Source organism: Bradyrhizobium sp. JYMT SZCCT0180 (assembly GCF_018130165.1).
Lineage (GTDB): Bacteria > Pseudomonadota > Alphaproteobacteria > Rhizobiales > Xanthobacteraceae > Bradyrhizobium.
In genome coordinates, this window is the sequence record NZ_JAFCLZ010000024.1 from 100,886 (window position 1) to 118,667 (window position 17,782).

Annotated in this window: 20 protein-coding genes and 1 other RNA gene; 6 read left to right on the top strand and 15 right to left on the bottom strand. The window is 63.6% G+C overall.

Annotated elements, in window-relative coordinates; translation table 11 throughout:
* Positions 1-43 precede the first annotated feature (43 nt).
* The 8 genes from JQ641_RS38175 to JQ641_RS30245 form a co-directional block, all read right to left on the bottom strand.
* Positions 44-499 (bottom strand): DUF6869 domain-containing protein, encoded by a 456-nt coding sequence (locus JQ641_RS38175; protein WP_249150841.1) that lies wholly within the window; start codon positions 497-499, stop codon positions 44-46.
* Between the two features lie 52 nt (positions 500-551).
* Positions 552-914, bottom strand: coding sequence for a hypothetical protein (locus JQ641_RS38180; protein WP_249150842.1), 363 nt, complete (start codon positions 912-914; stop codon positions 552-554).
* A gap of 104 nt (positions 915-1,018) precedes the next feature.
* Positions 1,019-2,068, bottom strand: a complete 1,050-nt coding sequence (gene ruvB, locus JQ641_RS30220) for a Holliday junction branch migration DNA helicase RuvB (protein WP_192736857.1) — start codon at positions 2,066-2,068, stop codon at positions 1,019-1,021.
* Positions 2,065-2,610, bottom strand: coding sequence for a hypothetical protein (locus tag JQ641_RS30225; protein ID WP_249150843.1), 546 nt, complete (start codon positions 2,608-2,610; stop codon positions 2,065-2,067). Before JQ641_RS30225 ends, ruvB begins: the two co-directional genes overlap by 4 nt.
* Entirely contained in the window at positions 2,607-2,924 is a 318-nt protein-coding gene (locus JQ641_RS30230; RefSeq protein WP_211999494.1) for an NIPSNAP family protein, read from the bottom strand. Before JQ641_RS30230 ends, JQ641_RS30225 begins: the two co-directional genes overlap by 4 nt.
* A 25-nt stretch (positions 2,925-2,949) precedes the next feature.
* Positions 2,950-3,567, bottom strand: a complete 618-nt coding sequence (gene ruvA, locus JQ641_RS30235; RefSeq protein ID WP_211999495.1) for a Holliday junction branch migration protein RuvA — start codon at positions 3,565-3,567, stop codon at positions 2,950-2,952.
* Positions 3,564-4,091 carry a crossover junction endodeoxyribonuclease RuvC gene (gene ruvC / locus JQ641_RS30240; RefSeq protein WP_211999496.1) on the bottom strand — a complete coding sequence of 176 codons (528 nt, stop codon included), beginning with the start codon at positions 4,089-4,091 and terminating at the stop codon, positions 3,564-3,566. The genes ruvA and ruvC overlap by 4 nt, the downstream gene beginning before the upstream one ends.
* Before the next feature lie 216 nt (positions 4,092-4,307).
* A complete protein-coding gene (locus JQ641_RS30245) occupies positions 4,308-5,054 on the bottom strand; it encodes a YebC/PmpR family DNA-binding transcriptional regulator (RefSeq protein WP_211999497.1) in 747 nt (248 codons plus the stop codon).
* A 202-nt stretch (positions 5,055-5,256) separates the two neighbouring features.
* On the opposite strand from JQ641_RS30245, the gene JQ641_RS30250 reads away from it, so the two are divergent.
* Both JQ641_RS30250 and JQ641_RS30255 read left to right on the top strand, forming a co-directional pair.
* Positions 5,257-7,014: a methyl-accepting chemotaxis protein gene (locus JQ641_RS30250; RefSeq protein ID WP_211999498.1), complete on the top strand. Its 1,758-nt coding sequence runs from the start codon at positions 5,257-5,259 to the stop codon at positions 7,012-7,014.
* Between the two features lie 120 nt (positions 7,015-7,134).
* Complete coding sequence (locus JQ641_RS30255) at positions 7,135-8,559, top strand: methyl-accepting chemotaxis protein (protein ID WP_211999499.1); 1,425 nt, start codon at positions 7,135-7,137, stop codon at positions 8,557-8,559.
* Between the two features lie 243 nt (positions 8,560-8,802).
* Here the strand turns inward: JQ641_RS30255 and JQ641_RS30260 are convergent, their stop codons facing one another.
* Positions 8,803-9,075 carry a hypothetical protein gene (locus JQ641_RS30260; RefSeq protein ID WP_211999500.1) on the bottom strand — a complete coding sequence of 91 codons (273 nt, stop codon included), beginning with the start codon at positions 9,073-9,075 and terminating at the stop codon, positions 8,803-8,805.
* Positions 9,076-9,313: 238 nt separating this feature from the next.
* Between JQ641_RS30260 and ppk2 the strand changes: the two genes are divergently transcribed.
* The gene (ppk2, locus tag JQ641_RS30265) at positions 9,314-10,234 is read left to right on the top strand and encodes a polyphosphate kinase 2 (protein WP_211999501.1); all 921 of its coding nucleotides are present in this window, start codon (positions 9,314-9,316) and stop codon (positions 10,232-10,234) included.
* Between the two features lie 49 nt (positions 10,235-10,283).
* Here ppk2 and JQ641_RS30270 read toward each other — a convergent pair whose 3' ends face one another.
* The 4 genes from JQ641_RS30270 to ssrS form a co-directional block, all read right to left on the bottom strand.
* Complete coding sequence (locus tag JQ641_RS30270; protein ID WP_211999502.1) at positions 10,284-10,925, bottom strand: hypothetical protein; 642 nt, start codon at positions 10,923-10,925, stop codon at positions 10,284-10,286.
* 21 nt (positions 10,926-10,946) lie between these two features.
* Positions 10,947-11,774: a TIGR00282 family metallophosphoesterase gene (locus tag JQ641_RS30275; protein WP_211999503.1), complete on the bottom strand. Its 828-nt coding sequence runs from the start codon at positions 11,772-11,774 to the stop codon at positions 10,947-10,949.
* Positions 11,775-11,777: 3 nt separating this feature from the next.
* A complete protein-coding gene (locus tag JQ641_RS30280) occupies positions 11,778-12,353 on the bottom strand; it encodes a 5-formyltetrahydrofolate cyclo-ligase (protein ID WP_211999504.1) in 576 nt (191 codons plus the stop codon).
* A gap of 116 nt (positions 12,354-12,469) precedes the next feature.
* Positions 12,470-12,630, bottom strand: a non-coding RNA gene (gene ssrS / locus JQ641_RS30285) — 6S RNA.
* Positions 12,631-13,035: 405 nt separating this feature from the next.
* Between ssrS and JQ641_RS30290 the strand changes: the two genes are divergently transcribed.
* Entirely contained in the window at positions 13,036-13,335 is a 300-nt protein-coding gene (locus tag JQ641_RS30290; RefSeq protein ID WP_211999505.1) for a BrnA antitoxin family protein, read from the top strand.
* A gap of 44 nt (positions 13,336-13,379) precedes the next feature.
* On the opposite strand, the gene JQ641_RS30295 is transcribed toward JQ641_RS30290, so the two are convergent.
* Complete coding sequence (locus JQ641_RS30295; protein ID WP_211999506.1) at positions 13,380-13,763, bottom strand: cell division protein ZapA; 384 nt, start codon at positions 13,761-13,763, stop codon at positions 13,380-13,382.
* Positions 13,760-14,080: a DUF4164 domain-containing protein gene (locus tag JQ641_RS30300; protein WP_192736870.1), complete on the bottom strand. Its 321-nt coding sequence runs from the start codon at positions 14,078-14,080 to the stop codon at positions 13,760-13,762. The genes JQ641_RS30295 and JQ641_RS30300 overlap by 4 nt, the downstream gene beginning before the upstream one ends.
* A gap of 285 nt (positions 14,081-14,365) precedes the next feature.
* Here JQ641_RS30300 and tkt point away from each other — a divergent pair, with 285 nt between their 5' ends.
* A complete protein-coding gene (tkt, locus tag JQ641_RS30305; RefSeq protein ID WP_211999507.1) occupies positions 14,366-16,348 on the top strand; it encodes a transketolase in 1,983 nt (660 codons plus the stop codon).
* A gap of 299 nt (positions 16,349-16,647) precedes the next feature.
* On the top strand, positions 16,648-17,655 hold the full coding sequence (gap, locus tag JQ641_RS30310) for a type I glyceraldehyde-3-phosphate dehydrogenase (protein ID WP_192736872.1): 1,008 nt from the start codon (positions 16,648-16,650) through the stop codon (positions 17,653-17,655).
* Positions 17,656-17,782 lie beyond the last annotated feature (127 nt).

Here is a 17,782-nt window from a genome sequence, read left to right on the forward strand (position 1 = left end):
AATTGGGGTGCGTTTGTGCAGATCGTCAGCAGTCGCATTAAGGTTACCTCCTGTTCTCTCCGACCAGCGCGTCGAGCCGGGCCCTCAATTCGTCGGAGGCGCGATAGTACCAGACGCCGCCCAAAAGATCTCGAAAACGGTCGCTGGCGTGCGCCTCGCGCTCGATGCGGTCGATGGTTTCCATGCTGATGACATCCTCGAGCGGACCGGCGGCGAGCAGCGAAAGCAGCGCCGGATTGGTCTCGATCTCGAGGATCGCGACGATCAGATCGATCGCCCTGTCCGGATCCTCACCACGCAATTCGCTCTCATAATCCATCATCGCAAAGAAATTGTCATCGCGGTCGCAGTCGGATTTCGAATGTTGTTCGACCCAGGCGCGAGCCAGCTCCGGCAGCGTCATGGCTTCGCACTCAAGCGGCTGTTTTGGGGTCCGTCGCGCGATGTCGTCGGCCTTCCAGCCCTTGAGGTCGGCGATCGCCTGGATGCGTTGCTTCAACGGCTTGTTTGGACCGAGCAGAATGCCGCCGAGCAGCCAGCGCAGCCGGGCATTATCCTTCGCCTCGGCCCTCGATCCGCTCGATCACGCTTTCGCCGTGGGCATACATCAGCGACATCATGAACTTTTCATTGAGCTGCATCACGGTCGGCTTGTCGGATTCACTGCGCAGCACTTCGAGTGCAAGATCGAGCGCGCGATCCGGCTTGCGGTGCGGCAGATGATCGAAATAGAGCTTGGCCGCCCAGGCGCCGGAGGTCTGGTCGCGCTTGCTCAGCCGCTGCAGCACAGCCCACAATGAGGCCAGTTCGCCGACCGGCATCGCGTTGAGGAAGGTGTCGGTATCGTCGGGCGTGCCCAGTTCCGGCGCCGCCGCGACAACGGCCAGCACCTTGGCGTCTTCGGTCGATTTCATCTGGCACTCCACGGCAAAAACAGCCGGTCCCGCGCGATGCGCGCGCCGCCGACTTGTTGATGTTTCCTGTTAGTGCGTGATTGGGGCGATCCGGTTCGATCGCGTTAGTCGTCGCTGTCGCTGCCGCCGAACAAGCCGAACTGCGCCGGATCGCGGGCGGGTTCGGCGAGGCCGAGATGCTTGAAGGCGTGCGAGGTCAACAGCCGGCCGCGCGGGGTGCGCTGCAGGTAACCACACTGGATCAGGAACGGCTCGATGATGTCCTCGATCGCATCGCGCGGCTCCGACAGCGCCGCCGCCATGGTCTCCACGCCGACCGGACCGCCGCCATAGTTCAGCGCGATGGTCGAAAGATAGCGCCGGTCCATCGCATCGAGGCCGGCGGCATCGACTTCGAGCGCACTCAGCGCGTGGTCGGCGATGGCGCGGTCGACGGAGCTGGCGTCCGCGGCGGACGCAAAATCCCGCACCCGGCGCAGCAGCCGACCGGCGATGCGCGGCGTGCCGCGGGCGCGGCGTGCGATCTCGTTGGCGCCGTCAGGCGTCATACCGATGTTGAGCACTCGGGCGCCGCGGGTGACAATCTTCTCCAGCTCTTCCACGGTGTAGAAATTCAGCCGCACCGGAATGCCGAAGCGATCGCGCAGCGGATTGGTGAGCAGGCCCGCGCGCGTCGTGGCGCCGACCAGGGTGAATTTCGCCAGCTCGATTTTTACCGATCGCGCCGCCGGGCCCTCACCGATGATGAGATCGAGCTGAAAGTCCTCCATCGCGGGATAGAGCACTTCCTCGACCGCCGGGCTGAGGCGATGGATTTCGTCGATGAACAGGACATCGCGCTCTTCGAGATTGGTCAGCAGCGCTGCGAGGTCGCCGGCCTTGGCGATCACAGGTCCGGAAGTGGCGCGAAAGCCGACGCCGAGTTCACGCGCCACGATCTGCGCCAGCGTGGTCTTGCCGAGGCCGGGAGGGCCGACGAACAGCACGTGATCCAGCGCCTCGCCGCGCTTGCGCGCCGCCTCGATGAAGATCGACAAATTCTTGCGCGCTTGCGCCTGGCCGACGAACTCCGACAGCAATTGCGGGCGAAGCGCGGTATCGCCGACATCGTCGCTGCGGCGCTCGGGGGTGACGATGCGGGAGGGCGTGTTCATGCGGTAGTTCTAGCACGATGCAGGGGTTTCGCGAGCCACCAGCACAGGCTGGTTGGAACGATCGCCAGCACGGCGAGGACCGCTGACAGCGTCAGCGCCTGTCGTGCAGACCGGACGTCCGGCAAAATCACGGCCGATGATTCCGAGGGCACCAAAAATATGCCGAATACGACGAAACCGGCGACGGCAATGGCCGCGGCGAGCCATGCCATCCAGATCATGTTGATGCCGCCATAGACCGCCGCCAATGCGAATATCAGGCCGGCAGCGACCGCTGGCAGAAACGCCGCGAGCATCGTTGCGAGTGCGAGCAGCACGATCGCGACAGAGACGATGGTGCGCAGCGCTTCGAGTTCGAGAAGCGCGAGAAACATTTGCAGCAGCGCGGCTCCGAATCCGACCACGATCAGCGAAATCAGCGCTGCAAGGGTCAGCGGTCCAGCAATCGAAAAAATCAGGACGATGCCGATCGCGCGCGCGAAACGTCCGGCAACGGCGCCTGCCGAATAGTCGCGCGTGACGTTGCGGGAGGGCGTGTTCATGCGGTCGTTTTCGGAAACAATGGCCGGAAAAACGACCGTTCATAGCGGATGAAGCAGCGCGTCCGTTTTGCAAAGGCGACCGCCTTCTGGCAGTCGGGATCGGTGCTGGCATCCTTGCGGTACTGTTCGTAGGCCGCGAGGCTTGGAAAGCTGAACATCGCCAAAGCGACGTCGCTCTCGCCTTCGGATGGCAGAAAGTAGCCGTGATGGACGCCGCCGAACCGCGGCAGCAGCTCCAGCCACATCGCGCCATAAGCCTCGAAGTCAGCGAGCTTGTCCGGATCGAGCTGGTACCGCAGATAACACGTAATCATTTTATGATGCTCCTGCGCAGTTCGCTCACTTCGCGAGTTCTTTCAGGCCCAACCGGATCAGCTGCGCTGTTTCCGCATTCTCGCCGGCGCTGCGCGAGGCGGAGGCAATGGCGGCTGCGGCCTGCGGCTGGCCGTAACCGAGATTGACCAGCGCCGAGATAGCGTCGGTGACCGGGCGCGGCGCGCGATCATTGTCGATGGCGCCGGACAGATGCACCAGCGCCGGATCGACGCTGGCGAATGCCGGCGCCTTGTCCTTCAATTCGGTGACGATGCGTTCGGCGACTTTCGGCCCGACGCCGGGCGTGCGCGTCACCGCGGCCTTGTCGCGCAGTGCGATCGCGTTCGCAAGCTCGGCCGGCGGCAAGGTCGAGAGCACCGCCAGCGCCACCTTGGCGCCGACGCCCTGCACGGTCTGCAAGAGGCGGAACCATTCGCGCTCGATGTCGCCGCGAAAACCGAACAGCTTGATCTGGTCTTCGCGCACATAAGTCTCGATCGACAGCACCGCGGCCTCGCCGGGCGCGGGCAGCGCCTGCAGCGTGCGCGCCGAGCAATGTACCTGATAGCCGACACCACCGACGTCGAGGATCACGTAGTCCTCGCCGTAGGAATCGATCAGGCCTTTCAGTTTGCCGATCATAGGCCCGCCACCTTCAGCCGCAGGGCCGTGCTGGCGCGGTGGTGGGCGTGCGTGATCGCGATCGCCAGCGCGTCGGCGGCGTCGGCGGATTTCGGCTCGGCCTTCGGCAGCAGGATTTTCAGCATCACCGCGATCTGGTTCTTGTCGGCATGACCGGCGCCGACCACGGTTTTCTTGACCTGGTTGGGCGCGTATTCGGCAACCGATATGCCGAACATCGCCGGCGCCAGCATGGCGACGCCGCGCGCCTGGCCGAGTTTCAGCGTCGCAACGCCGTCCTTGTTGACAAAAGTCTGTTCGACCGCGGCCTCCATCGGGCTGTAGTCGCCGAGCACGGCGGCGAGGCCTTCATGGATCGCGAGCAGCCGGCTCGCCAGCGGCTGATCGTCCGGCGGCTCCACCGAGCCGCAGCCGATGAAGACCAGCCGGTTGCCCTCGGTCTCGATCACGCCCCAGCCGGTGCGGCGCAGGCCGGGGTCGATACCGATAATCCGGACGGGTTGGCGAATCGGAGGAGATGTCATGGCCTGTGATAACGCCAGAGCACCGTGAACGAAACATAAAGAGAACGGTCATCCCCTGCCCAGGTCGGCGTACCCACCATCAATTGTCATCCCCGCGAAGGCGGGGATCCAGTACGCCGGGAAGCCTGTGATAAATCGTAACTGCCCGGAGTACTGGATCGCCCGGTCAAGCCGGGCGACGACAGCGGAGTTTGGAGCGGCGTCGCGAGCCCAGGCCTACCCGCCCATCTTCGCCATCAGCGCGTCCGAGACCTCGAAATTGGCGTAGACGTTCTGCACGTCGTCGTGCTCGTTCAAATGGTCGATCAGCTTGAGCAGCTTCTCGCCGGTCTCGTCGTCCACCGGCACGGTGTTCTGCGGCTTCCAGGTCAGCGCCGCCTTGCGGGCCTCGCCGAATTTCGCTTCCAGCGCCTTGGCGACCTCGCGGAACGTTTCCTTGGAGGCATAGATTTCGTGGCCGTTCTCGCTCGAAATCACGTCGTCGGCGCCGGCTTCGATCGCGGCATCCAGCATCGCATCGTCGGAGGCGACCTTGGCGTCGTATTCGATGATGCCGGTGTGATCGAACATGAAGGAAACCGATCCGGTTTCGCCGAGGTTGCCGCCGGACTTGGTGAAGTAGGAGCGGATATCGGAAGCCGCGCGGTTGCGGTTGTCGGTCAGCGCCTCGACGATGACAGCGACGCCGCCGGGGCCGTAGCCCTCGTAGCGGATCTCGTCGTAGTTCTCGCCCTCGCCGCCGCTCGCCTTCTTCACGGCGCGCTCGATCGAATCCTTCGACATGTTTTCCTGGCGGGCGGAAATGATCGCCGCGCGCAGCCGGGCGTTCATCGCGGGATCAGGCTGGCCCATCTTGGCCGAGACCGTGATTTCCCGCGCCAGCTTGCCGAACAGTTTCGACTTCTGGGCATCCTGCCGCCCCTTGCGGTGCATGATGTTCTTGAATTGGGAATGGCCGGCCATGCGGGGTCTCTTGGATTCGTTCGTGAGCGGATTTGGATGAAAACGCGGCCTTATAGGCCGACAACCGGCCAAAATCAAAGATTCCAGGCCCGTTTTGGTACTTAAGTAGTGCCCGCAAGATGGAATATCAGGCAGTTGTTAACCATGACTTCATGCCCGGATGAGAGGATGCGCCCCACATTCTCAACTTTTAAGAGCCCTCATGGCGTTCGGTTTATTTCGAAAGCGAGAGCCGGAAGCGACCGCGGCTGCCGTCGAGCTTAAGGTTCCGGCGGTTGTGGCTGCGACCGACGCGCCCGCGCCCGAAGGCGATTCAGCCAAGGAAATCCTGGAGCTGCTGGAACTCGAACTCGGCGGCATGATCCGCCAGCTCGAACGCGCGGCCCATTCGGTCGCCGGCGGCGCCGAGGCCACCGCGGCGACGCTGACCACCATCCGCCACCGCACCGATGCCCTGACCGGCCGCACCACCGCGGCCCAGAGCACCGCGACCACTTTCTCGCAGGCCGCCGACAAATTCACCCATTCGGCCCAGGGCATCGGCGAGCAGGTGCGCGATGCCGGCAAGCTCGCCGACCAGGCCAGCGAGGCCGCCCGCGAAGCCAGCGCCAATGTGGACCGGCTGCGCGAATCGTCCGCGGCGATCGGCAATGTCGTCAATCTGATCGCGCAGATCGCGCGGCAGACCACGCTGCTGGCCCTCAATTCGACCATCGAGGCGGCGCGCGCCGGCGAAGCCGGACGCGGCTTTGCCGTCGTCGCCACCGAGGTGAAGGCGCTTGCGGTGCAGACCCAGAACGCCACCGAGGAAATCACCAGAAAGATCGAAGCGCTGCAGCGCGACGCCGCCGGCTCGGTCGACGCCGTGCATCGGATTTCGCAGGCGATCGAATTGATCCGGCCGGTGTTCGACAACGTCAACGGCGCGGTTGCCGAGCAAAGCCAGACCACCGGCGAAATGTCCGACAATGCCGCCTCCGCCTCGCGCTTCATCGTCTCGGTCGGCGAAAGCGCCACCGAGATCGATGTTGCGACCAAGGAAGCCGAAGCGCATGGCGAAAGCGTCGCCAACGCCGGCCGCGCGGTCACGACCTTTGCGCAGAAGCTCAAATCGCGTTGCGCGGTGCTGCTGCGCCAAAGCGAGCGCCAGGGCCAGCGCAAACAGGAAAAGCTGCCCTGCAGCCTCCAAATCGAAATCCAGACCCCGCGCGGCCTGATCACGGCGCCGGTCTACGAGATTTCAATCGACGGCATTCTGATCAGCGGTCCCGACGCGGAGAAGCTGGCGCCAAACCAGAGCCTCGACGCCACGCTGCCGGATATCGGCGCCTGCAAAATTCGCGTCAGCGAGCGTACCAAGGCCGGCGCACAGGCGCAGTTCGAGCGGCCGGACGCCGCTTTGCGCGAGGCGATCGAAGACAAATTGTGGGCGATCCACGACGAGAACACCGAATTCGTCACGCGCGCCATGGAAGCAGGCGCCGCGCTGACCAGGATTTTCGAGCAGGGCGTCACCAGCGGCGCGATCTCGATGGAAGACATGTTCGACACCAGCTATGTCGAAATCCAAGGCAGCAACCCGGTGCAGTACCGCACCAGGATCCTTGACTGGGCGGACCGCGCGCTGCCGCCGTTCCAGGAAGCTTTCCTCGCCAAAGACAAGCGCATGGCGTTCTGCGCGATGATTGACCAGAACGGCTATCTGCCGGTTCACAACAAGATCTATTCACACCCGCAGCGGCCCGGCGACGTCACCTGGAACACCGCCAACAGCCGCAACCGCCGCATCTTCAACGATCCCGCAGGCCTTGCCGCCGGCCGCAACCAGCGTGCCTATCTGGTGCAGAGCTACGCCCGCGACATGGGCAACGGCAACACCGTGATGATGCGCGAGATCGACGTGCCGATCCGCGTCAAGGGCCGTCACTGGGGCGGCTTCCGTACGGCGTACAGGCTCTAATACCTTTGCCGTAGTGCGCTCTCAGGCAAGACGCCAGGCGCGAATCACGTTCTAGACTAGGATTGGAGCGCGCTCGCCGCGGTGGGCCGATCATCGGCCGTGACTGGAGAAAGCTCGAACATGTCCTTTGTGCAGCGTGCGGTCCTGGACACTCAATCCAACCAGTCACTTGCCGAACGATTGATTGACCAGCTTGCCGACCGCATCGGCGGTCTCGGCGTGGAGCTTGCCGACATCGCCGGCAACGTCCAGGAGGTCGCAAGCCGCGTCGCGAACCAGTCGGACCGGTTCCATCACTTGCAGAAGACGGCCCAGACGATGGTCTCGGCCAACCGCGACATCGCCAACGCATCGCAGGCGGTACAATCGACCACGTCCGCGGCCGTCGGTGAGATCGTTCAGTCGCGCAGCGCCGTGGATACGGCCGTCAACCACATCGCCGAACTCGTCGAAGCGGTCGGCCGCATCGAGGCCCGGCTCAGCGCCGTCGGCTCGGCGCTGTCGCAGGTTGCAAAAGTTTCCGGCACGATCGAGGCGATCGCGAAGCAGACCAACTTGCTGGCGCTCAATGCCACGATCGAGGCGGCGCGCGCCGGAACCGCCGGCCGCGGCTTTGCCGTGGTCGCGAGCGAAGTGAAGAGCCTCGCGGAAGGAACGCGCCAGGCCACGCAGCAGATTGCCGATACCGTGCGCGATCTCGACGGCCAGATCGGCAGCCTGATCGGCGAGAGCAGCGACGCCTCGCTGCGCGCCAAGAGCGCCGGTGAAGGCGCGCTGCAGATCAGCGGCATCATCGCGCGCGTGCACCAGGGCATCGCATCCGTAGGCTATGAGATCGACGGCGTCGCCAAAGCCGCGACGTCCAATCTCGGCCATTGCGACCGCGTGATCGAGGAACTCGGCCAGCTTGCCCAAGGCGTCGATCTGTCTTCCAGCGAGCTGAAGCAGGCCGACGGTCGGGTGGCGAAGCTGCTCGAATTGTCGGAAGGCCTGATCGAGCTGATCGCCGACAGCGGCGTCGAGACGGCGGATGCGCCGTTGATCCGCGTGGTGATGGATACCGCAAAGCAGATTTCCGACGCGTTCGAGGCCGCCGTCGCGCGCGGCGAGATCACCGTCGAGCAGTTGATGGACGAGAAATACCGCGAAATCGCAGGGACTGATCCGAAGCAATATCTGACCGACTATGTCGCCTTCACCGACCGCGTCCTGCCTTCCATCCAGGATCCGGTCCAGAAGAGCGATCCGCGCATCGTATTCTGCGTGGCCTGGGCCAAGGGCGGCTATCTGCCGACCCACAATCCGAACTACCGCCTGCCACAGGGGCCCGACCCGGTCTGGAACAACGCCAATTGCCGCAACCGCCGCCTGTTCAGCGATCGCGCGGTGAAGAAGGTGGCGGCGAACACAAAACCGTTCCTGCTGCAGACCTACCGCCGCGACATGGGCGGCGGCAATTTCGTGCTGATGAAGGACCTCTCCTCGCCCATCCACGTGCGCGGCCGCCATTGGGGCGCCTTCCGCATGGGCTTCCGGCAGAGCTAGATGCGGTCGTTCGGCGCGCTATCGGCGGTACACCGCAGGGTGCAGACACAAAATCGCGAAAACAACCCCATGCAAAGATAGAATGTGGGGCGGGCTGGTAGCAGCCGTGCCGATTGTGTCCGGCCCAGACAACCGCTTTCATGCGCATCACGGGCTTAAGTCGGGTATCGCGCCGGGTCCGAAATGGGCCATAACCGGAAGGATGCTTCGAGGAGCAAAAAAGCAGAAGAGCTTGCCAAGCAATCAGCGCGCGCCCTTTTCGCTCTGAAATTTTCGCATAGCGCTTACGATGTTTTCTTTCGGATTATCTGGACAATATCGGTCTAGCCAAACAAACATCTCTTCGATTTCCGCTGGGCGTCTCCCCAGAAATCCGCCGATGACTTTGACATCGAGCTTCGCCCTGCTCATCAAATGCGATTCGCAGGTCGTATAATCAGATAGAGCACGATCCGTCATCGAAGCGCCGCCGATAACAGCGAGATAAACTGCCGTCCGCATCCATGCGCGTCTCATCAGCAATCCCCTACTCAGCTCGGATTGGAGTGGTTCAATAGGGCTCAAATGCGGCCAGTTCCAAGAATGGGGCCGTTCGAGCGGAGATCTGCCTGGGGCGCCTACCGCATGGGTTTTCGGCAATCGGGGCCGCAGCGGCATGCGCCGCTGGCGCGCTGTCACACCACTGACATGCGCATTTGAAACTAACGGTGATGCTGTGCATTTCCTTTTGCGCTTCCCCGGGCGGAGTACCTCGATGACCGAAAAACCAGTCAATGGCTCGATCCATGATCGCATCCACGCGGAAATGATGGACAGTTTCGACGAGGAACTGGAACTCGAGATCGACGACGACCGCCTCGATGCGCTGACCAACGAATTCGAAGGCCATTCCGCCGAGGAAACCGTCGACCGCCGGCTTTATTTCAAGGAGCTGTTCCGCCTGCAGGGCGAATTGGTGAAGCTGCAGAGCTGGGTGCAGCACCAGAAGCTGAAAGTGGTTGTCATCTTCGAGGGACGCGATTCCGCCGGCAAGGGCGGCGTCATCAAGCGTATCACGCAGCGGCTGAACCCGCGGATCTGCCGGGTGGCCGCACTGCCGGCGCCGAGCGAGCGCGAACGCACCCAATGGTATTTCCAGCGTTACGTCTCGCATCTGCCGGCCGGCGGCGAGATCGTGCTGTTCGACCGCAGCTGGTACAACCGCGCCGGCGTCGAGCGGGTGATGGGATTTTGCAGCGAAGCCGACGTCGAGGAATTCTTCCGCTCGGTGCCGGAATTCGAACGCATGCTGGTGCGCTCCGGCATCATCCTGATCAAATACTGGTTCTCGATCACCGACGAGGTACAGCATCTGCGTTTCACGATGCGGATCCACGATCCCCTGAAGCAGTGGAAGCTGAGCCCGATGGACGTGGAAGCGCGCAGCCGCTGGGAGCAGTACACCAAGGCAAAGGAAGCGATGCTGGAGCGCACCCATATTGCCGAAGCGCCGTGGCATCTGGTCGAGGCCGTCGACAAGAAGAGGGCGCGGCTGAACTGCATCGCCCATCTGCTTGAACAGATCCCCTACAACGAGGTCCCGCAGGCCCCGGTCATCCTGCCGGCGCGCGTGCGCAATCCGGATTACCAGCGCGGCCCGGTCCCGCCGGAGATGTACGTGCCGGCGCGTTACTGAGCGCATACCGCTAATCCGGCAACCCGCCTCCGGACCGTTGGACCGGAATCTAGCGCAGGCCTGCGGGCAATTCGAAGCCCTTGTACTCGCGCAGCAGCATCGCCTTGAGCACCGGCGTTTCCGGCCTGGCGTCGGGCCCGGGCACCGGATTGCTGTCCGCCTTGATGAAGTCCGGCGGCGTCCCCGGCAATTTGTAGAGATTGAAGCCGTTCCGCCGCACCGCGAAATCGGCCTGCAGATAGCCGTCCGCCATCATGCTGCCGGCGGGCGCGAGGTAGAAGCCGTCCTCACGATAAGGCCCGAGCATCGAATAGGTCTTCGAGCCTTTCCGGACGCCGCTGAGCTGACTGCTCAACCTGACCAATTCGGTTTCGCTGCCGTCGATGTTCACATAGACCCGGCGCAGCGGCAGTTCGGCAGCGTCCTGCGTCACCACGCTGACGAGCACGAGCACATGCCTGGCGAGCGCGCGGTGTTCCTCGGGACTGGAAGCCCAGGAGAAGTCCACCGAGGATCCTCGTGCGGCGCCCTTCGGCGCGACCTTCGCCGTGTTGATCGCGGACTTCTCCAGCCGCCCGGTCATGTCTTCCAGCGATACCGGGTCCTGCGATACCGGGCGCTGGGTGAGCTTTTGCGCGGACGCCGCCTGCGACAGCAGCAACGCCAGCAGGATAACCAGAAACCTTTGCATCACACCTTCTCGTAAGCCGGTTCAGTGGCCGGTCCAAAATCCCGGCACCGCCGGCTCCAGCCTGCCGCCCGCCCGCACTGGCGCTATTCGCAGCGCCAGCCCGGTGGCATCGTCGGTTTCGACCGCGACGCCACTTAGTGTCGCCACACCGAAGGCCGGTTCGAATCGGCCGGAGGGAATGCCGGTGACGAAACGATGCAGCGGCTCTTCCTTCTGCATGCCGATGATCGAATCGTAATCGCCGGTCATCCCGGCGTCGCTCATATAGGCGGTGCCGCCTGATAGCACCTGGTGATCCGCGGTGGGCACATGGGTATGGGTGCCGACCACGAGGCTGGCGCGGCCGTCGCAGAAAAATCCCATGCCCTGTTTCTCGCTGGTGGCCTCGCCATGGAAATCGACCACGATGGCGTCGGCGGCCTCGCGCAGCGGACAGGCGTCGAGTTCCTTGCCGACCGCGTTGAAGGGATCGTTGAGCGGCTCCATGAAGACGCGGCCCATCGCGTTGATGACCAGCGCGCGCTTGCCGTTCTTGGTGTCGATCAGCGCGGCGCCGCGGCCCGGCGTATGGCGCGGAAAGTTCAAGGGGCGGATCAGGCGCGGCGCGCGCTCGATGAACACCAGCGCCTCCTTCTGATTCCAGGCGTGGTTGCCGAGCGTGACCGCATCCGCACCGGCGTCGAGGAAATCCTGATAGATCGCCTCGGTGATCCCGAAGCCGCCTGCCGCGTTCTCGCCGTTGACGATGACGAGATCGAGCGACCAGTCGCGGACCATGCCGGGGAGATGCTCGGAAATAGCGGTGCGGCCGGTCTTGCCGACGACGTCACCGATGAAGAGGATGCGCAAAATTCAGCTCCGGAAATCGAACACTTTCTTTTCCGTTAGCACATAATCCAGCGCCACGTCGTGCGGCTGCGCCGGAACCGCCTTTATTTGCTGCACGGCAAACGCAGCGCCGACGGCGACAATGGCTTTCGCCTTGCGCAGATGCTCCAGCGTAAAATCGTAATGTCCGGCGCCATAGCCGATCCGGTGCCCGGCGGCGTCGAACGCCGCCAGCGGCACCAGCATGATGTCGGGAATGAGCTCGGCGGCGGCCGGTGACGGCTCGGGAATGCCGAGTGGCCCGAGCATCAGCCGATCGTTCCCGGACCACGCACGGAAGGCAAGCGACTTGCCACGCGCCATCACCGCCGGCAGCGCCAGCCTGGCGCCTGCTTCCGCGAGCTTGCGCATCAAGGGTGCCGGGTCGATCTCGTTGCGGATTGGCGAATAGCCCGACACGACCATGCCCGGCGTGATCTCAAACGGCAGTCCGCGCTTGGCGAGAGCTTGCGCGGCAGCCGCGCGCTGCTCGTCGCTCAATGCATCGCGCTTTGCCAAAGCGGCAGCGCGAAGGTCTGCTTTCGAAGCACTTGCCGTCATGCAGCGTTCTGTTCCGCCGAACATCGCCCGCGAAGACGGACGAAGCGAAAGTTGCAGGGCCTGGGTGGTGAAGCCGGTAGAGTAAAAGCTCGACGCAAAAATCAACCGAAACAAAGTGCGAAGCCGCAGTGGCCGTTGAAGCGCTCGATCCCGGAGTTCCCTACGAAAGTAGGTGGGCACCATATGACCGGATCCACGGACCCGGCCAGGGACAGTTCCCTGAAGGATCGATAAGGCCCCGGGGATATATGGCTCCTGACGCGCGACGCAGCTTCGCCCACCCAATGTAGGCGTTAAAGGTCCAATCCGCCAGCGCTAAGGCGCGATACACAAGCGAATGAGTTGCCATCCTCCCCCGTGGGGACCCCTCGGAATCGCACCGGTGTCATCGCTTCTCGGCTGCTCTTTGCCATTGACACCGAATTAATTTGTATATACAATATAATCTGTGGAGATCATTTGGGCCGAGCCGAAGCGCCTTGCAAATCTCGTCAAGCACGGGATGGACTTCGCAGACCTCAATGAAAAGTTCTTCGATCGGGCGTTTGTGCTTCCGGCGTTCAGGAATCGCCACCGCGCCATCGGATCCGCGGAGTCATCTGCGTCGTCTTCGCGTACTACGGCAAGGAGGCCATCAGCATCATCAGCATGCGCCCCGCCAGCAGCGATGAGAGGAAGGCATATGAGGAAAGCCGCCGCTAAGAAACGCCCTTCCAAGAAGGGCTACACTGCGAGCGACATGCGCGCAGTCAGTGACAATCCGGAATGGACGAAGGAGGACTTCGCGAAAGCCCGCCCCTTCTATGAGGTCTTTCCGGAACTGCGCAGAGGGCGAGGCCCGAATAAGGCGCCGACCAAGAAGCCCGTCTCTATCCGACTAAGCCCGGAAGTGATCGATCACTTCAAGCGTGGTGGGCCGGGTTGGCAGAGCAGGATTGATGAGGCTCTGGTCAAGGTTGTGAGGCGCAAAGCCGCCGGCTAGGCCGAGCCCGGTAAGCTTTGCCAGGCGGGGCGACAAGAAAACCATCACCCGATCGCGACGCCGCCGCCGATGGTGCGGTTCAGCATCTGCGTGGTCTTTTCGATGCGGTCGGCCGCGGCATTGAGCGCGTTGGCGACCGCGGTCTGCGTCACCCGGGCGCGATCGGTGGCTGCGACGCGCACTTTGCGCAAGGCTTCGAGTTCTTCCTCGAGCGCACGGATGCGATGGTTGGCATCGAGCAGTTCGTCGCACACGGTCAGCGCCGCCATCACGGTAAGCCGCGCATCGCCGATCTCGCCGAACTTGCCGCGCAGCGATTCGACGCGCGTTTCCAGGCTCTCGGCGAGCTTGAGCAGGCGCACTTCCTGCCCTTCCTCGCAGGCCATGCGGTACTGCCGGCCGTTGATGGTGACGTTGATGTGGCTCATGAGCTTTCTCCGGCGTCCAGCACGGCGCGGATGGTGCCGATCGCGGCGTCGAGTTTTTCCGATATCTCGCGGTTGGTGCGCTCCAGCCGCCGGGTCTTCACCAGCGAGCCGTCGAGTTCGTCGGCGAGGCGCGAGCGGTCGGCGCCGAGTGCCTGGATCCGGCTCGCCAGTTCATTCTCGTCGCGGTCGGCATCACGCCGCCGCTCGGCCGCAGCTTCCAGCGCATCCAGCGCCGCCATCAGCCGCCTTGTTGCAGCGTCGATGTCGGCAAAGGCGAGCTCGGGGTTGCCGGCCCCGTTGGCGGGACGATCGCTCATGAGAGACAGCGCGCACCTTCGGTTAAGCCGGCCGCACAGCAAAATCTGCGGTTCGGCAAGCGGTTAGGCCGCTAAATTTACGTGGCAAGCGAGGACAGCGCAACGCCCGCGCGAAGCTATGCACCGCTAAGCAACTTTTAGCACCGGATCGGCGTTTCCTCGCCTTGGACTCCGGGAATTGAGGTGCTATCCAGCCCAGACTTCCCGTAGCCAAAGCCCTCGTATCGCGGCCTTTCCCGGTTCGCACCCCGCAACCAAGCACCTCATTTCAGGCGGATTTTCATCATGACGCAGGTCGATCATTCCCGTATGGCCAATGCGATCCGTGGCCTCGCCATGGATGCCGTCGAGAAGGCGAAATCCGGTCATCCCGGCCTGCCGATGGGCGCCGCCGACATCGCGACCGTGCTGTTCACCCAGTTCCTGAAATTCGACGCCGCCGAGCCGAAGTGGCCGGACCGCGACCGTTTTGTCCTCTCGGCCGGGCACGGCTCGATGCTGCTGTATGCGCTGCTGTACCTGACCGGCAACAAGGACATGACGCTCGACCAGATCCGGAATTTCCGCCAGCTCGGATCGCTGACGCCGGGTCACCCCGAGAACTTCCACACCAAGGGCATCGAGACCACGACGGGCCCGCTCGGCCAGGGCATCGCGACCTCGGTCGGCATGGCGCTGGCGGAGAAGATGCTCGCCGCCGAGTTCGGCAAGAAGGTGGTCGGCCATCACACCTATGTGCTCGCCTCCGACGGCGACCTGATGGAAGGCGTGTCGCAGGAAGCGATCGCGATGGCCGGGCACTGGAAGCTCAACAAGCTGATCGTGCTGTATGACGACAACGGCATTTCGATCGACGGCCCGACTTCGATCGCCGATTCGGTCGACCAGGTGAAGCGCTTCAAGTCGGCCGGCTGGGCCGCCGAACTGATCGACGGCCATGATCCGAAGGCGATCGCAGCCGCCATCACCCGCGCTCAGAAATCCAACAAGCCGTCGCTGATCGCCTGCAAGACCACGATCGGCTTCGGCGCGCCGACCCGCGCCGGCACCGCAAAGGCCCATGGCGAAGCGCTCGGCGCCGAAGAACTGAAGGGCGCCAAGGAAAAGCTCGGCATCTCGCTCGAGCCGTTCTCGGTGCCTGACGACGTCCTGAAGGCGTGGCGCGCCGCCGGCAGCCGCGGCGCCGCCGCGCGCCAGGAATGGGAAAGTGTCTTCGGCGAACTGGGTCCGCGCAAGCGCGCCGAGTTCGAGCGCCGGCTGCGCCATGAGCGCCCGGCCTCGCTCGCCAAGGCGCTGCGCGACCACAAGAAGAAGCTGCTCGAGACGCCGCAGAACGTCGCGACCCGGAAATCCTCGGAATCGGCGATCGAGGCGATCGTCGGCGCAATGCCGATGGAATTCCTCGCCGGCTCGGCCGATCTGACCGGCTCCAACAACAACAAGGCGAAATCGGCTGTCGCATTCTCAGCCAAGACGCCGAAGGGCCGCTTCATCCATTACGGCATCCGCGAGCACGGCATGGCCGCGGCCATGAACGGCGTCTTCCTGCATGGCGGTTTTGCGCCCAATGGCGCCACCTTCCTGGTGTTCACCGATTACGCGCGTCCTGCGATGCGGCTCGCGGCGCTGATGGGCGCGGGCGTCGTCTATGTCATGACCCATGATTCGATCGGGCTTGGCGAAGACGGACCAACGCATCAGCCGGTCGAGCATCTGGCGGCGCTGCGCGCGATTCCCAACATGCGCGTGTTCCGGCCCTGCGACGCCGTCGAGGTCGCCGAATGCTGGGAGCTCGCGCTCAACCGCATCGACGGCCCGACGGTGCTGGCGCTGACCCGCCAGAACCTGCCGCAATTGCGCACCACTGCCCCATCAGACAATCCCTGCAGCCACGGCGCCTATGAATTGGTCGCCGCGCAAGGCGAGGCAAAGGTCTCGCTGTTCGCCTCCGGCTCCGAGGTCGAGATCGCGGTCGCCGCCCAGAAGCAGTTGGCCGAACGCGGCATCGCGTCGCGGGTGGTTTCGGTGCCCTCGCTCGAATTGCTGCTGGCTCAGCCGGCCGACCGCCAGAAGGCTGTCATCGGCAACGCGCCGGTCAAGATCGCGATCGAGGCCGCGGTGCGCTGGGGCTGGGACGCCCTGATCGGCCAGGATGGTGAATTCATAGGCATGCACGGCTTCGGCGCCAGCGCGCCCGCCAAGGACCTTTACAAGCACTTCGGCATTACTGCCGAGGCTGTAGTTAACGCCGCCCTGAAGCGCCTCTAGGTGCCCGTTTCCGAAGTTCGCGCGCCATTTTCGGCCCTGCGAACTTCGGACACAAAAGGGCAGTAGACGACAGTTAACTTTGGTGTGCCGCTTATCGAAGTTCCTGACCGTGCTCTGCGCAACCATTGCAGGAACTTCAACTCGGCGACGCGCTGCTGACGGTTGAGCTTGTTGGCAAAAAGGTCTACCTAAAAGCTCATCTTGACCGTTCTCGCCCGGCAGAACCGGGCGATCCGCCGTAAGCACCGCCGTGGAACCTCTCCACGGGGGTGACACCAGCTATTAAAGGAGAAACGAGCATGGCAATCCGGGTCGCGATCAACGGATTTGGCCGCATCGGCCGCAACATCTTGCGGGCGATTGCGGAGTCCGGCCGCAAGGATATCGAAGTCGTAGGCATCAACGATCTCGGCCCGGTCGAGACCAACGCCCATCTGCTGCGTTTCGATTCCGTGCATGGCCGTTTCCCCGGCACCGTGACCGTCGACGGCGACTCGATCAACCTCGGCAATGGCAAGATCAAGGTTTCCTCCGAGCGCGATCCGTCGAAACTGCCGTGGAAGGAACTCGGCGTCGACATCGCGATGGAATGCACCGGCATCTTCAGCGCCAAGGCCAAGGCCACTGCGCATCTGACCGCCGGCGCCAAGCGCGTGCTGGTTTCCGCGCCGTCGGATGGCGCCGACGCCACGATCGTCTACGGCGTCAATCACGACAAGCTGACCCGCGACCACCTCGTGGTCTCCAACGGTTCCTGCACCACCAACTGCCTCGCCCCGATCGCCAAGGTCCTGAACGACACCGTCGGTATCGAAACCGGCTTCATGACCACGATCCACGCCTATACCGGCGACCAGCCGACACTCGACACCCTGCACAGCGACCTCTATCGCGGCCGTGCGGCAGCGATGTCGATGATCCCGACCTCCACCGGTGCCGCCAAGGCGATCGGCCTCGTGCTGCCCGAGCTTCAGGGCAAGCTCGACGGCGTTGCGATCCGTGTGCCGACCCCGAACGTCTCGGTGGTCGATCTCAAGATCGTCGCCAAGCGCGCCACCGACGTGAAGGAAATCAACGAAGCGATGAAGCGCGCTTCCGAGCAGGAGCTGAAGGGCATTTTGGGCTACACCACCGCGCCCAACGTCTCGATCGACTTCAACCACGATCCGCACTCGTCCACCTTCCATGTGGACCAGACCAAGGTGCAGAACGGCACGCTGGTGCGGGTGATGTCCTGGTACGACAATGAATGGGGTTTCTCCAACCGCATGGGCGACACCGCCGTGGCGATGGGGAAGCTGCTGTAAGCTTACGTCTCGTGTCCCGGACGCGGTGCAGCGTGTCTTCACGCTGCTCCGCAGAGCCGGGACCCATACCGCGACCAGCCCAACCATGGGTCCCGGTTCTGCATAGCGGCGCTTCGCGCCGCAGTGC

Excerpts from the sequence above, each read along its gene's own strand:
- JQ641_RS30300 (WP_192736870.1), bottom strand. The coding sequence starts at position 14,080 with ATGAGCGATCGTCCCGCCAACGGGGCCGGCAACCCCGAGCTCGCCTTT.
- JQ641_RS30270 (WP_211999502.1), bottom strand. The coding sequence starts at position 10,925 with ATGCAAAGGTTTCTGGTTATCCTGCTGGCGTTGCTGCTGTCGCAGGCG.
- tkt (WP_211999507.1), top strand. The coding sequence starts at position 14,366 with ATGACGCAGGTCGATCATTCCCGTATGGCCAATGCGATCCGTGGCCTC.
- JQ641_RS30280 (WP_211999504.1), bottom strand. The coding sequence starts at position 12,353 with ATGACGGCAAGTGCTTCGAAAGCAGACCTTCGCGCTGCCGCTTTGGCA.
- JQ641_RS30260 (WP_211999500.1), bottom strand. The coding sequence starts at position 9,075 with ATGAGACGCGCATGGATGCGGACGGCAGTTTATCTCGCTGTTATCGGC.
- ruvC (WP_211999496.1), bottom strand. The coding sequence starts at position 4,091 with ATGACATCTCCTCCGATTCGCCAACCCGTCCGGATTATCGGTATCGAC.
- ruvA (WP_211999495.1), bottom strand. The coding sequence starts at position 3,567 with ATGATCGGCAAACTGAAAGGCCTGATCGATTCCTACGGCGAGGACTAC.
- JQ641_RS30225 (WP_249150843.1), bottom strand. The coding sequence starts at position 2,610 with ATGAACACGCCCTCCCGCAACGTCACGCGCGACTATTCGGCAGGCGCC.
- JQ641_RS30250 (WP_211999498.1), top strand. The coding sequence starts at position 5,257 with ATGGCGTTCGGTTTATTTCGAAAGCGAGAGCCGGAAGCGACCGCGGCT.
- JQ641_RS30295 (WP_211999506.1), bottom strand. The coding sequence starts at position 13,763 with ATGAGCCACATCAACGTCACCATCAACGGCCGGCAGTACCGCATGGCC.
- JQ641_RS30290 (WP_211999505.1), top strand. The coding sequence starts at position 13,036 with ATGAGGAAAGCCGCCGCTAAGAAACGCCCTTCCAAGAAGGGCTACACT.
- ruvB (WP_192736857.1), bottom strand. The coding sequence starts at position 2,068 with ATGAACACGCCCTCCCGCATCGTCACCCCCGAGCGCCGCAGCGACGAT.
- ppk2 (WP_211999501.1), top strand. The coding sequence starts at position 9,314 with ATGACCGAAAAACCAGTCAATGGCTCGATCCATGATCGCATCCACGCG.
- JQ641_RS30245 (WP_211999497.1), bottom strand. The coding sequence starts at position 5,054 with ATGGCCGGCCATTCCCAATTCAAGAACATCATGCACCGCAAGGGGCGG.
- JQ641_RS30230 (WP_211999494.1), bottom strand. The coding sequence starts at position 2,924 with ATGATTACGTGTTATCTGCGGTACCAGCTCGATCCGGACAAGCTCGCT.
- JQ641_RS38180 (WP_249150842.1), bottom strand. The coding sequence starts at position 914 with ATGAAATCGACCGAAGACGCCAAGGTGCTGGCCGTTGTCGCGGCGGCG.
- gap (WP_192736872.1), top strand. The coding sequence starts at position 16,648 with ATGGCAATCCGGGTCGCGATCAACGGATTTGGCCGCATCGGCCGCAAC.
- JQ641_RS30255 (WP_211999499.1), top strand. The coding sequence starts at position 7,135 with ATGTCCTTTGTGCAGCGTGCGGTCCTGGACACTCAATCCAACCAGTCA.